The sequence below is a fragment of the Streptomyces sp. NPDC054961 genome, assembly GCF_053609145.1.
Genome location: NZ_JBSGWY010000006.1, coordinates 18136 through 30499 on the forward strand (window position 1 = coordinate 18136; position 12364 = coordinate 30499).

The window sequence follows — 12364 nt, forward strand, 5'->3', positions numbered from 1 at the left end:
GCTATCAGCCACCACAGCGCCGGCGCGGAGGCGGGCGGGCAGGCCGCTCGCGCGGGGCGCCGCCCGGGTGCCGGCCCAGCGCCCCACCGCCCGCGGCCCGGCGTGACGTCAGGCGTGCGGCCCGGGTCTCAGCGGCCCAGGGGCCAGGCCACCGCCGCGGGAGCCTGGTCGGAGGCGCCCGCGTACACGGCGCACGCGTCCGTGAGGGTTTCCAGCAGGGTCAGCGGGTCGGGGAGCGGATGCTCCATGCCCCGGAGCCAGGTCACCGCGAAATCCCCCGGCAGGGCGGCCGGCGGCACCAGGACGTAGCTGCCCCGGCAGTGCCACCGCAGGCCCGGGTGCTCGTCCATCGTCTCGGGATGGCAGTCCAGCTCGCACGGCCACCACTCGTCCTCGTCCTCGGGCGTACCCCGGGTCGCGGTGAAGAAGAGCATCCGGGCCTGTTCGCCCGTACCGCCGGACTCGGCCACCGGGCCGACGTCCACGCCCGCCGCCAGCAGGCGGGTCAGCGCGCTGTGCCCGGCTTCCAGCGGGACGTCGAGGACGTCGTGGACCATGCCGGTCGCGGTGATGAAGTTCGCCTGCGGCTCGTTGCGGGCCCACCGCCGGACCTGGTCAGGGTCGGTGGTCGACTGCGTCTGCCAGGCGAAGGAGACGGGGTGGCGTGCGGGCGTCGGACAGCCGATGCGGTCGCACGAACACCGGTAGCCCGCGGGATGGGCGGCGGGAGAGATCGGCAGACCGGCGGCGGCGACGGCCAGCAGCAGGGCCTCGCGTTCTCGTCCCGGGTCCTCGGCGGAGGGTTTCGGCTTGCGTCGCAGCCACTGGGAGATCCTGCTCTGCTCGCCGCGTTTGACGCGGCCGGACTCAGACCCCATCTATCCCCTCACCTACAGCGTTTCCCCGGCAGACCCTCACATGGTCCCACCATCCTGGGCACCGGGTGACCGCACCCCCGACTCCGGCCCCCACATAACCACAGAATTCGGCCATGTGTTCTCGGCCATGGTGGGAGCGGACCGCGGCCCCTCCGACCGCTCACCCCCGCGCCGGCCCCGGGTGCCACCCCGGTCCGACCCTCCTTCAGGCCCCGTGCCGGGCCCCGGTTCCGGCCCCGCCCAGCACCGCGTCCACCAGCGCGTCCGTGTACGCGTGCGTGAGCGGCGCGGTCCTCAGCAGCCACCGGTACGTCAGCGGGCCGAGCAGCATCTCCACCGTCAGCCGGAGGTCCGCGTCCGGCGCGAGCTGCCCGGACTCGCGGGCCGACCGCAACCGCGCCTCGTACCGTGCGAGCTGGGGCTCCAGCAGCTGCTCGGTGAAACGGGCCCCGAGCGCCGGATCGGTCGCGCCGGCCGCGGTCAGGGCGCGCGCGGGAGCCTCGTACTTCTCGTCGTTGAACTCGTCCACCGTCGCCCGCAGTACGTGCTTCAGGTCGGCGGCCAGGTCCCCGGTGTCGGGGAAGCCGGGCCACTGCGACGCCCCGGCATCCCCGGCGTCCCCGGCGAGCGCGAGGGAGGCGTCCAGCAGGACCGCGGCCTTCGAGGACCACCAGCGGTAGATGGTCTGCTTGCCGACCCCCGCCCGGGCGGCGATGGCCTCGATCGTCAGCTTGTTGTAGCCGACCTCCCCGACCAGGGCGAGCGCGGCGTCGAGGATGGCCCGCCGGGAACGGTCGCTGCGGCGGGCGGCATCGGGGGTGCGGGGCGCGGGGGCGGACCCCGGCGCGGAACCGGGGCCGGTGCCGGGGACGGGGCTGGGGGGAACGCTCATTTCGGCAATTTACCAACCCGGTACCGCTCGTCTTTCGGCCGTTCCGGAAACCACCCGGTCAGTCCACTGCGCCGTTTCCCCGGAGGAGAGACGATTCTCTCCTCATCACCGTGAGGAGCCCTCGTTGCGCAGAGACGCCACACCCCGGCGCTACCTGATGTGCCCGCCCGCGCACTTCAAGGTCACGTACTCCATCAACCCGTGGATGGACCCCACGAAACCGGTGGACCTTCCCCTCGCCCAGGCCCAGTGGGAGGACCTCCGGGACCGCTACCGGGCGCTCGGCCACACCGTCGAAACCCTCGTCCCCGACCCCGCGCTGCCCGACATGGTCTTCGCGGCGAACGGCGCCCTCGTCGTCGACGGCCGGGTGCTGGGAGCGCGGTTCGCCCATCCCGAACGGGCCCCCGAGGCGGAGATCCACCTCGACTGGTTCCGGAGCAACGGCTACCGGGAGGTCCACGAGCCCTCCCACGTCAACGAGGGCGAGGGGGACTTCGCCGTCACCGCCTCCTACCTCCTGGCGGGCCGGGGCTTCCGCTCCAGTCCGCTCTCGCACGACGAGGCCCAGGAGTTCTTCGGCCGCCCGGTCATCGGACTCGACCTGGTCGACCCGCGCTACTACCACCTGGACACGGCGCTGTCCGTGCTCGACGGGGACGAGATCATGTACTACCCCGCCGCCTTCTCCGAGGGCAGCCGGGCCGTCCTGCGACGGCTCTTCCCCGACGCGCTGATCGCCGAGGAGGCGGACGCGGCCGCCCTCGGGCTCAACGCCGTATCGGACGGCCGGCACGTCCTGCTCCCGCAGGCGGCCACCGGACTCCTGGAGCCGCTCCGGGCACGCGGGTTCGAGCCCGTCCCGATGGACCTGGGGGAGCTGCTCAAGGGCGGCGGCAGCGTGAAGTGCTGCACGCAGGAGCTGCGGCCCTAGGCCGTCTCCGGGACTCCGGGGCCCCGGCGTCGCGGGGCCCCGGTGGACCTAGACCTCCTGGGAGGGCGGCCATTCCTGGCCCCAGTCGGCGTCCCGCGCCGCCTTGTAGAGGTCACCGTGGCGCTTGGTCACGGTGGCCCGGGTCAGACCCGGCGCGTCACCGTCCTGCGGACCGCACAGGTCCAGCAGGACGAGCCCCTTGCGGATCTGCGGCCTGCGCGTGATCCGCGAGGAGGCCGGCTCCACCGGGAAGCGGGTCGCGGCCACGTAGCTGAACTTCTCGTCCTCGTACGCCAGGGAGCCGCCCTTGACCTGCCGGTGCAGGGAGGACCGGCTGACCCGGGTCGAGAAGTGGCACCAGTCCTGCCCGACCTCGATCGGGCAGGTCCCGTCGTGCGGGCACGGGGCCGCGACCCGCAGCCCGGCCTCGATCAGCTGCTCGCGGACCTCGCGGATGCGCAGGTAGCCCTCGGGGGTGCCCGGCTCGACGACCACCACGGCCTGACCCGCGCGCGCGGCTTCCGCGACGACCGCGTGGCGGGCCTCCGGGGTCAGCTCGCCCAGGACGTAGGACACCGTCACCAGGTCCGCGGCGGGGAGCTCCAGCCCGGCCCCGATGACGGCCCGCCGCCATTCGGCCGCCCGCAGCGCCGGGGAGTGCGAGGCCGCGGCCAGTTCCTTGCCGAGGACCAGCGCCGGGTCCGCCCAGTCCAGCACCGTCGTGGCGCGCGGCCCCTCCCAGGTGGCGTCCACCGCCCAGGTCGCCGCGCCGGTGCCGCCGCCCACGTCCACGTGCGTGCCCGGAGTCCACCGCGGGGCCGCCTCGGCGAGGCCGTGGAGGGCGGACCGGACGGCCTCGAAGGTGGCCGGCATCCGGTACGCCGCGTACGCCGCCACGTCCGAGCGGTCGCGCAGCACGGGCGTGTGGGTGGGGATCTGGCCGCGGTAGTTGGCGATCAGCCGCTCGACGGCGGCCGTGGCCTGCTTCGGCGGGAGCCCGTCGAGCAGCGCACCCAGGGCGGCGCGCAGGGTGGCGGCGGAGGTCGTGGCGGGGGTGGGGACGGAGGCGTTCACCCGCGAAGTTTACGGCGGACCGGAACCCCTCCCGCCCGGCCGCCCCTCCCAGCCGGACGGGCCGCCCGCGCCGGCCGGCCGCCCCGCCCGAGCGGCCGCCGTCGTACCCGCGCCGACGGGCCGTCGCGCTACGAGGCCTGCGGCTCCGGCTTCCGCCAGGGACGGCACAGCCCGACGAAGCAGCCGACCGACAGCAGCGAACACGTCAGCTGCACCAGGGCCATCGGCACCGCCGTACCCTCGCCGGCGATCCCGACCAGCGGCGAGGCCACGGCACCGACCAGGAAGGAGGAGGTGCCGAGCAGCGCGGAGGCCGAGCCGGCCGCGTGCGGGGCGCGCATCAGGGCCTGCGCGTTGGTGTTGGGCAGCACGATGCCCATGGCCGACATCAGGACGAACAGCCCGGCGCAGATCGGGAAGAGCCCGACCTTCCCGAAGGCCCCGGACGTCATCAGCAGCAGGGCCACCGAGGCGGTGGTGACGGTCGCGAGCCCGACCGAGAGCACCTTGTCCAGGCTGACCCGGCCCACCAGCAGCTTGCCGTTGATCTGGCCGACCACGATCAGGCCGACGGAGTTGACGCCGAAGAGCATGCTGAAGGTCTGCGGCGAGGCACCGTAGATCTCCTGCACGACGAACGGCGAGGCGGAGACGTACGAGAAGAGCACCGCGAAGGCGAACCCGCCGGCCAGCGTGTAGCCGGTGAAGACGCGGTCGGCGAAGAGCCCGCGCATGGTCAGGAACGCGGCGCCGACGCCGCCGGTCTGGCGCCGTTCGGGCGGCAGCGTCTCCTCGAGCCGCCGCCAGACCGTCAGGGTGAGCACGGTGCCGATCACGGTGAGGACGACGAAGACCCCGCGCCAGTCGGCGAAGCGCAGCACCTGGCCGCCGATGAGCGGGGCGATGATCGGGGCCGTGCCGGATATGAGCATCAGCGTGGAGAAGAACCGGGCCATCTCGACCCCGTCGTACAGGTCGCGCACGACGGCTCGCGCGATGACGATCGCGGCCGCGCCGGCCAGGCCCTGGAGCAGGCGGAAGCCGATGAGCAGTTCGGCGGTCGGGGCGAAGGCGCAGATGGCGGTGGCGAGGACGTAGACGGCCATGCCGATGAGCAGGGGCCGGCGCCGTCCCCACTTGTCGCTCATCGGGCCGATCACCAGCTGGCCCAGCGCCATGCCGGCGAGGCAGGCGGTCAGGGTGAGCTGGACGGTGGCGGCCGGGCTCCTCAGGGCGGTGGTCACCGCCGGCAGCGCCGGCAGGTACATGTCCATCGACAGCGGCGGGAGCGCGGTGAGACCGCCGAGGATGAAGGTGACGAGCAGTCCGGTCCGGCGGGCGGCCGACAGGGGCGCGTCCGTAAGCGGTGCGGGGACGGCGACGGAGACGGAGGGCGGGACGGGGGACGTCGGGACGGGGGAGGGCTGGGTGGGCGACGACTTCTGCGCGGGCGCCGCGGGGCCTCTCTCCGGCATACGGAACTCCAGTCTTCTTCTCTTGTGTTCGCACCCCCTGGCAGCCCCATGTTCTCAGCAATCGGAACGTCCCGGGACCGGTCGCCGATGTGACGTAGCCTGCGGGCCCATGAGCGCACGTGAGAAGAAGATCGCCGTGGTCACCGGAGCGGGCTCGGGGATCGGCCGGTCCGTGGCCCTCACCCTCGCCGCCGCCGGCTGGGCGGTGGCCGCGACCGGACGCCGGACCGAGCCCCTGGAGGAGACGGCCCGCGCCGCCGCCCGGGCCGCCGACGCCTCCGGCGACCCGGCCGACGTGCTGTGCGTACCCGCCGACGTGAGCGATCCGGACGACGTGGCCGCGCTGTTCGGGACCGTCCACGGGCACTACGGGCGGATCGACCTGCTCTTCAACAACGCGGGCACCTTCGGACCGGCCGGCGTCGCGCTGGAGGACATCAGCTACGAGGCCTGGCGCTCGGTGGTCGACGTCAACCTCACCGGATCCTTCCTCTGCGCCCAGGCGGCCTTCCGGGTGATGAAGGCCCAGGACCCGCAGGGCGGCCGCATCATCAACAACGGCTCCCTCTCCGCGCACGTCCCGCGGCCGCACTCGATCGCCTACACCGCGACCAAGCACGCGATGACGGGCCTGACCAAGTCGCTGTCGCTGGACGGGCGCCCGTACGGCATCGCCTGCGGGCAGATCGACATCGGCAACGCGGCCACCGAGATGACCGAGCGGATGCAGACCGGAATCATGCAGGCCCACGGGCAGCTCGCGGTGGAGCCCGTGATGGACGCGGCCGACGTGGCGCGCACCGTCCTGCACATGGCGCAGCTGCCGCTCGGAGCGAACGTGCAGTTCGCGACGGTCATGGCGACCGCGATGCCCTACATCGGGCGCGGCTGACCGGTTCCGGCCCGGGCCCGCCCGCCCGGCCCGTTTCGAGCCCGGATCCGGTCCGGCCCGTTTCGAGCCCGGGTCCGGTCCGGGTCCGCACCGGGAATGCGGGCCCGGGGGCCCGGGTTGAGGCGAGCATGACCGACGTGCTGCGTTACACCGCGTTCTCCGAAGACCCCGCCGGCGGCAACCCCGCGGGAGTCGTGCTCGACGCGACCGGCCTCGACGAGGCCGCCATGCTGGAGATCGCCGCCCGGCTGAACTACAGCGAGACCGCCTTCCTCACCGCCCCGCCCGAGGGTCTCGGCGGCGCGGAGGGCCGGGCCTTCACCGTGCGCTACTTCAGCCCCAAGGCCGAGGTCCCCTTCTGCGGGCACGCCACCGTGGCCACCGCGGTGGCGCTCGGCGAGCGGATCGGTCCCGGCGAGCTGGTCTTCTCGACCCGGGCGGGCACCGTCCCGGTCTCGGTGACCCGGGGGGACGGGGGCGCCCTGCGGGCCACCCTGACCAGCGTCGAACCGCACACCGAGGACCTGGATCCGGCCGACCTCGCCGAGGCGCTGGCCGCGCTCGACTGGCCGGCCGCCGACCTGGACCCGCGGTTCCCGCCGCGGATCGCCTACGCCGGAGCCCGCCACCTGGTGCTCGGAGCGGCCACCCGGGCCCGGCTCGCCGACCTCGACTACGACTTCGCCCGGCTGGAGGCGCTGATGCGGCGCCTGGAGCTCACCACCGTCCAGCTCGTGCACCGCGCGGGTCCCGCCGAGTTCCACGTACGGGACCCCTTCCCGGTCGGCGGCGTCGTCGAGGACCCGGCGACCGGCGCCGCCGCGGCGGCCTTCGGGGCGTACGCGCGCGAGCTCGGCCTGGTCCCGGCCGACTCCGTGCTCACCCTCCACCAGGGCGCGGACATGGGCCGCCCCGGTCTTCTGACGGTGGAACTGCGCGCGGACGATCCGCGGGTCCGCGTGGGCGGCGCGGGCGTGCGCATCCCGTCATGAGGCGTCCCGTCGGGCATCCCGACCCGCGACCGGTCGCGCGCCCCGGGCTCCGGACCGAGATCCACGAGGCCCTGCCCGCCGGGCTCGCCGCGCAGGTGGCGGCCCTGGAGGAGGAGGCGTGGCCCGGGGCGGCCGCCGGACACGATCCGGCGCTCGCGCCGAAGACGGTGGTCCTGCTCGACGGGAGCGGGAACGTCACCGCCTCGCTGGCGCTGCTGTACAAGCCGGTCCGGTGCGAGGACGGGCGCACGTACCGTGCGGCCGGGCTGAGCGGGGTGGTCACCCGGGCCGGACTGCGGGGCCGCGGCCACGGAGCCCGGCTCGTGGCCGCGGCCCGGGCCGCGCTCGCCGCGGACCCGGCGGTGGACCTCGCGCTGTTCAGCTGCGACCGGGCACTGGCCCCGTTCTACGAGGCCGCCGGCTTCGAGGTGCTTCCCGGCACCGTCCTGGTCGGCGGCACCCCGGCCGATCCGCTGGCCACGGACGCCCCGGGCTTCGACAAGCTCGTCCTGGCGGCGTTCTTCACCACGGACGGCGGGGACGGCGGAAGCGGCGGGGACGGCGGGAACGGTGAAGGCCGCACGGACGGGGTCCGTGCGGCCTTCACCGGCGTTCGGGTACCGCTCCACCCGGGGACGGTGGACCGGCTGTGGTGATCAGGAGCGGGTCGGCTCCGGCTTCGGGTCCTGCTCGGCCTTGGTGCGGCGGATCACCGACGGGGCCAGGAACAGCGCGAGCACCGGGATCAGATAGGCCAGCCACACCACGAGCTGGAGCACCGTCGGGTCCGGCTGGAAGTTCAAGGTGCCCTTCAGCAGGGTCCCGTACCAGCTGTCCGGCGGGACCGCCGCGCTGATGTCGAAGGCCTTGGTGCCCAGCCCCGGCAGGAAGTCCGCCTCCTGCAGGTCGTGCACCCCGTACGCGAGCACGCCCGCGGCGACGACGACCAGCATGCCGCCGGTCCAGGTGAAGAACTTCGACAGGTTGATCTTCAGCGCACCCCGGTAGAACAGCCAGCCCAGCAGGATCGCGGACCCGATGCCGAGCAGTACGCCGATCAGCGGGCCCGTGCCGTTGCCGGCCGCGTGCACCGAGCGCCACACGAACAGCGAGGTCTCCAGGCCCTCCCGGCCGACGGCCAGGAACGCGGTGGTCACCAGCGCGCCGGTGCCCATCGCGAGCGCCGCGTCGAGCTTGCCCTGGAGCTCGGACTTCAGGTGACGCGCGGTGCGCTTCATCCAGAAGACCATCCAGGTCACCAGGCCGACCGAGATGATCGACAGGGAGCCGCCGATGGCCTCCTGCGCCTTGAAGGTCAGTTCCTGGGTGCCGAACTCGAGGCCCGCGCCGAAGGCCAGCGACAGCGCGGCGGCCAGGCCGACGCCCAGCCACAGCGGTGCCAGCTTGTCCTTGTTGCCGGTCTTCACCAGGTAGGCGATGAGGATGCAGACGACGAGGCTGGCTTCCAGCCCCTCGCGCAGCCCGATCAGATAGTTGCTGAACACTTCGGTTCTCCCGGTCCTACGCGAACAGCGTCCGGCCCCACCAGTCGTCCTTGTCGCGGACGCCCGGCGGGACGGCGAAGACGGCCGAACCCACGTGCTGGATGTATTCGTTGAGCGCGTCGTTCTTCGACAGGCGCCGCTGGATCGGCACGAAGCCCTTGCGGACGTCGCGCTGGTAGGCGAGGAAGAACAGGCCCGCGTCGAGCCGGCCCAGTCCGTCCGTGCCGTCGGTGAAGGAGTAGCCGCGGCGCAGGATCGTCGCGCCGTCGTTGGTGTCCGGGTGCGCGAGGCGGACGTGCGCGTCCGGCTTCATCGCCTTCAGGAACGGCTCGTCGCGCTCCTTGGGCTTGCCGACCGGGGCGCCCTCGCCCTTGTCGCGGCCGAAGATGTCCTCCTGCTCACCGAGCGGAGTGCGGTCCCAGGTCTCGATGTTCATCCGGATGCGGCGGGCCACCAGGTACGACCCGCCGGTCAGCCAGTCGCTGCCGTCGCCCGCGCCGACCCACACGTGCTTGTCCAGCGCCGCGCCGTCGGTGCCCGAGACGTTCCGGGTGCCGTCCTTGAAGCCCATCATGTTGCGCGGGGTCTGCGCGTCCGGGGTGGTGGACGAGGTCTTGCCGAAGCCGAGCTGCGACCAGCGCACCGCGGTCTTGCCGAAGCCGATGCGGGCGAGCTGGCGGATGGCGTGGACCGCGACCTGCGGGTCGTCGGCGCAGGCCTGGACGCACAGGTCGCCGCCCGAGCGGGCCGGGTCGAGGTTGTCGCCGGGGAAGGGCTCCAGGTCCACCAGGGCCTCGGGGCGCTTGCCCTCCAGGCCGAAACGGTCCTTGGCGAACAGGCCGGGACCGAAGCCGATGGTCAGGGTGAGGCGGGAGGCCTTCAGGCCCAGGGCCTCGCCCGTGTCGTCCGGCGGGGCCTCCGGGAGGCCGCCGTAGCCGCCCTCGCCGACCGGGTGACCGGCCGTCATCAGCCGGGCCGCCTCGGTCCAGTCCTTGAGGAGCTTGATCAGCTCGCCGCGGTCCTTCGTCTTCACGTCGAAGGCCGCGAAGTGCAGGCGGTCCTGGACGGCGCTGGCGATACCGGCCTGGTGCTCACCGTGGAAGGCCACGGCCGCCCCGGCGGAGGCCGCCGAGACCATGTCCGATTCCTTGGAAAGCGCCAGGGCCGTGCCGCCGGCCGCGGCGGCGCCGAGCGCGAGGCCCGCACCGCCCCAGCCGAGGACGGAGCGCCGCGAGGGCGCGCCCTTGGTCTGCCCCTGCGCGGACGCCCCTTCGGGTCCCTGCTCGGGGGTCTGCTCGGACACTGACTCGGTCATCCGGGTCTCCCGCCTGCTCTGCCGTTACCGGAATTACTTCGCGACCGCGGCGGCCAGCTTCGAGAGCGGCTCGGCCAGCGCGTTGACGCCGTCCGAGAGCTCCTTGCGCTCCGCCTCGCCGACCTGGTCGTACGCGGTGTACTCGTAGGCGGCCTTGTTCGGGCGGTACTTCTCCAGCAGGTTGTTCAGGGCCGCGAACTGCTTGTCCAGCTCGGCGGAGAGCGCGGGGTCGTTCTTCGAGGTGATCGGCTTGAGCAGCTCGTACGCCTTCTCCGCGCCCTCGACGTTGGCCTTGAAGTCGACCAGGTCGGTGTGGGAGTAGCGCTCTTCCTCGCCCGTCACCTTGCCGGTGGCGACCTCGTCGAGGAGCTCCTTGGCGCCGTTCGCCATCGAGGTGGGGGTGATCTCCGCCTGGCCGACCTTCTTCTGCCATTCGGTCAGGTCGGCGATCAGGGTGTCGGCGAGCTTCTTGTCCGCGTCGTCGATCTTGTTGTCGGCGAAGAGGGACTTCTCCAGCTTGTGCCAGCCGGTCCAGTCCTGGCCCGGCTCCAGGCCGTCCTCGCGGACGTCGACCTTCGGGTCGATGTCGCCGAAGGACTCGGCGACCGGCTCGGTGCGCTCCCAGCCGATGCGCGAGGGCGCGTACGCCTTCTTCGCGGCCTCGACGTCGCCGGCCTTGACCGCGTCCGCGAAGGCCTGCGCCTTGGGCATGGTCTCGTCGGCCTGCTCCTGCACGTACTTGCGGTACGAGGCGACCGCGGCGTCGGCCTCGGGGCTGCGCTTCTCGGTGCCGCCCTTGCCGGTGGCCGTGACCTCCTGGCGGATGCCGTCGCCCTTCATACCGGGCTTGCAGGCGATCTCGTAGGTGCCCGCCTTGAGCTCGGCGGTGATGCTGGCCTTGGTGCCGGCGCCGATGTTCTCGCGCTCGGCGACGATGCGGTCGTCCGGGAAGAGGACGTAGAGCTCGGTGACCTTGGAGCCCTTGTTCTCGACCTCGAAGACGACCTTGCCCGCGGGGAACTCCTTGGCGGAGACCTCGCAGGCGGTGTCGGAGGCCGCCACGCGGATCGTGCCGTCGCCGGACGCGTCGCTCTTCTCGGAGCAGCCGGTGACCGCGGAGAGGGCGGCCACCACGGCGGCCGCGGTGACGACGGTGAGGCGGGCGGGACGCATAGAGGGCTCCTGGCAGTCTGGCGTTCGGCAGACGACCGCCCCGATCAGGTGGGGGCGGCCGGGTGAGGCGGACCTAACTTAACCGAGGCTTACCTCACCCATACCCACACGTCCAGTGATTCAGGCCACATGTTCGGCCGCCGGACACGAGGCCGTCACGGCCGTCCCATCGAATTCCCAAGGAATCGTCAAGTGGAGGTCAATCCTCCGTGACGGACGGTGTCGGCTCAGTCCCGGCGCGCGGGTGCGGGAGCATCTCCGGCGCCATCGCGCCGACGCCAGCGCCGGCGCGGTCTTCGCGGCGCGCAGGCGCGAAGGGCCCGGAGCTGAGCCGTGCTTCAATGCCCGCGTGAACGATCTCGACGTCCTGAGGGTCTTCTGCGCGGGTGACGGCGGCCACGGCAACCGGCTCGGCGTCGTACGCGACGGCCGGACCTGCCCCGACGACGCGTCCCGGCAGGCGCTGGCCGCCGAACTGGGCTACAGCGAGACGGTGTTCGTCGACGACCCCGAGCGCGGGGTCGTCGACATCCGCACGCCCGGAACCCGGATGTCCTTCGCCGGGCACCCGTTGGTCGGAGTCGCGTGGCTGCTCGACATCGAGGAGCTCCGGCCCCCAGTGGGCGCCGTATGGGCGCGCGACGACGGGGAGTTCACCTGGATCACCGCCCGGCCCGAATGGGTCGAGGGCAAGCGCACCGAACAGTACGCGGACGCCGCCGAGGTGGAGGCGCTGCCGGCTCCGCCGCCGGGCGAGGGCTGGCTGTACGCGTGGGCGTGGGAGGACGAGGCCGCGGGCCGGATCCGGGCCCGCGGTTTCCCCCGCCGCCCCGACGGGGTGATCACCGAGGACGAGGCCACCGGCTCGGCGGCGATCCTGCTGACGGCCGAGCTGAACCGGGCCCTGAACATCACCCAGGGCGCGGGCTCCCAGATCCTCACGGCCCCCGGCCCGGACGGCACGATCGAGATCGGCGGCCGCGTCCGCTTCGACCCGGACGGCGCCCCGGTGCGCGGGCTGGATCCGCGTGCGGGGGCCGCAGCCGAGTAAGGGGGCGGCCGGAACTGCTGACGCGGGCCGGAGCTGCTGGCGCGGGCCGGAACGGCTGACGCCTGAGGGGGGGGGGGCGGGGGGGGGCCCCCCCCCCCCCCCCCACCCCCCCCCCCCCCCACCCCCCCCCCCCCGCGGGGCAAAAAGCCCCCACAACCGCACACACACACCCAGAAAAAAAAC

The 12364-nt window shown here is 73.3% G+C and carries 11 protein-coding genes and 1 pseudogene; 5 read left to right on the forward strand and 7 right to left on the reverse strand.

The features are described 5' to 3' along the window. Window positions 1-128 precede the first annotated feature (128 nt). Both ACWF9Z_RS08395 and ACWF9Z_RS08400 read right to left on the reverse strand, forming a co-directional pair. Window positions 129-878 (reverse strand): bifunctional DNA primase/polymerase, encoded by a 750-nt coding sequence (locus ACWF9Z_RS08395; RefSeq protein ID WP_453598868.1) that lies wholly within the window; start codon window positions 876-878, stop codon window positions 129-131. A gap of 205 nt (window positions 879-1083) precedes the next feature. Beyond that, window positions 1084-1770 carry a TetR/AcrR family transcriptional regulator gene (locus tag ACWF9Z_RS08400; protein WP_453598871.1) on the reverse strand — a complete coding sequence of 229 codons (687 nt, stop codon included), beginning with the start codon at window positions 1768-1770 and terminating at the stop codon, window positions 1084-1086. A gap of 97 nt (window positions 1771-1867) precedes the next feature. Here ACWF9Z_RS08400 and ddaH point away from each other — a divergent pair. Continuing rightward, window positions 1868-2704: pseudogene (ddaH, locus tag ACWF9Z_RS08405) on the forward strand (dimethylargininase); the annotation flags it as partial. Window positions 2705-2752: 48 nt separating this feature from the next. Here ddaH and ACWF9Z_RS08410 read toward each other — a convergent pair. Then, window positions 2753-3778: a small ribosomal subunit Rsm22 family protein gene (locus ACWF9Z_RS08410; RefSeq protein ID WP_453598874.1), complete on the reverse strand. Its 1026-nt coding sequence runs from the start codon at window positions 3776-3778 to the stop codon at window positions 2753-2755. A gap of 128 nt (window positions 3779-3906) precedes the next feature. Further along, window positions 3907-5253, reverse strand: coding sequence for a multidrug effflux MFS transporter (locus ACWF9Z_RS08415; protein ID WP_453598877.1), 1347 nt, complete (start codon window positions 5251-5253; stop codon window positions 3907-3909). A 109-nt stretch (window positions 5254-5362) separates the two neighbouring features. Between ACWF9Z_RS08415 and ACWF9Z_RS08420 the strand changes: the two genes are divergently transcribed. The 3 genes from ACWF9Z_RS08420 to ACWF9Z_RS08430 all read left to right on the forward strand — a co-directional run bounded on the left by ACWF9Z_RS08420 (window position 5363) and on the right by ACWF9Z_RS08430 (window position 7793). Then, on the forward strand, window positions 5363-6145 hold the full coding sequence (locus ACWF9Z_RS08420) for an SDR family oxidoreductase (protein ID WP_453598880.1): 783 nt from the start codon (window positions 5363-5365) through the stop codon (window positions 6143-6145). Window positions 6146-6273: 128 nt separating this feature from the next. Further along, window positions 6274-7137, forward strand: a complete 864-nt coding sequence (locus tag ACWF9Z_RS08425) for a PhzF family phenazine biosynthesis protein (RefSeq protein ID WP_453598882.1) — start codon at window positions 6274-6276, stop codon at window positions 7135-7137. After that, complete coding sequence (locus ACWF9Z_RS08430; protein WP_453598885.1) at window positions 7134-7793, forward strand: GNAT family N-acetyltransferase; 660 nt, start codon at window positions 7134-7136, stop codon at window positions 7791-7793. Before ACWF9Z_RS08425 ends, ACWF9Z_RS08430 begins: the two co-directional genes overlap by 4 nt. Here the strand turns inward: ACWF9Z_RS08430 and efeU are convergent, their stop codons facing one another. From efeU to efeO, 3 genes are read right to left on the reverse strand one after another with little or no spacing between them, the layout of a single operon-like run. After that, window positions 7794-8642: an iron uptake transporter permease EfeU gene (gene efeU, locus ACWF9Z_RS08435; protein ID WP_453598888.1), complete on the reverse strand. Its 849-nt coding sequence runs from the start codon at window positions 8640-8642 to the stop codon at window positions 7794-7796. It lies immediately after the preceding gene. A 16-nt stretch (window positions 8643-8658) separates the two neighbouring features. Continuing rightward, the gene (efeB, locus tag ACWF9Z_RS08440) at window positions 8659-9957 is read right to left on the reverse strand and encodes an iron uptake transporter deferrochelatase/peroxidase subunit (RefSeq protein ID WP_453598891.1); all 1299 of its coding nucleotides are present in this window, start codon (window positions 9955-9957) and stop codon (window positions 8659-8661) included. Between the two features lie 33 nt (window positions 9958-9990). After that, a complete protein-coding gene (gene efeO, locus ACWF9Z_RS08445; protein ID WP_453598893.1) occupies window positions 9991-11130 on the reverse strand; it encodes an iron uptake system protein EfeO in 1140 nt (379 codons plus the stop codon). 349 nt (window positions 11131-11479) lie between these two features. Between efeO and ACWF9Z_RS08450 the strand changes: the two genes are divergently transcribed. Continuing rightward, on the forward strand, window positions 11480-12181 hold the full coding sequence (locus ACWF9Z_RS08450) for a PhzF family phenazine biosynthesis protein (protein WP_453598895.1): 702 nt from the start codon (window positions 11480-11482) through the stop codon (window positions 12179-12181). Window positions 12182-12364 lie beyond the last annotated feature (183 nt).

Coding starts and splice junctions, on each gene's coding strand:
- ACWF9Z_RS08420 (WP_453598880.1), top strand. CDS start 5,363: ATGAGCGCACGTGAGAAGAAGATCGCCGTGGTCACCGGAGCGGGCTCG.
- ACWF9Z_RS08415 (WP_453598877.1), bottom strand. CDS start 5,253: ATGCCGGAGAGAGGCCCCGCGGCGCCCGCGCAGAAGTCGTCGCCCACC.
- efeB (WP_453598891.1), bottom strand. CDS start 9,957: ATGACCGAGTCAGTGTCCGAGCAGACCCCCGAGCAGGGACCCGAAGGG.
- ACWF9Z_RS08425 (WP_453598882.1), top strand. CDS start 6,274: ATGACCGACGTGCTGCGTTACACCGCGTTCTCCGAAGACCCCGCCGGC.
- efeO (WP_453598893.1), bottom strand. CDS start 11,130: ATGCGTCCCGCCCGCCTCACCGTCGTCACCGCGGCCGCCGTGGTGGCC.
- ACWF9Z_RS08400 (WP_453598871.1), bottom strand. CDS start 1,770: ATGAGCGTTCCCCCCAGCCCCGTCCCCGGCACCGGCCCCGGTTCCGCG.
- ACWF9Z_RS08430 (WP_453598885.1), top strand. CDS start 7,134: ATGAGGCGTCCCGTCGGGCATCCCGACCCGCGACCGGTCGCGCGCCCC.
- ACWF9Z_RS08395 (WP_453598868.1), bottom strand. CDS start 878: ATGGGGTCTGAGTCCGGCCGCGTCAAACGCGGCGAGCAGAGCAGGATC.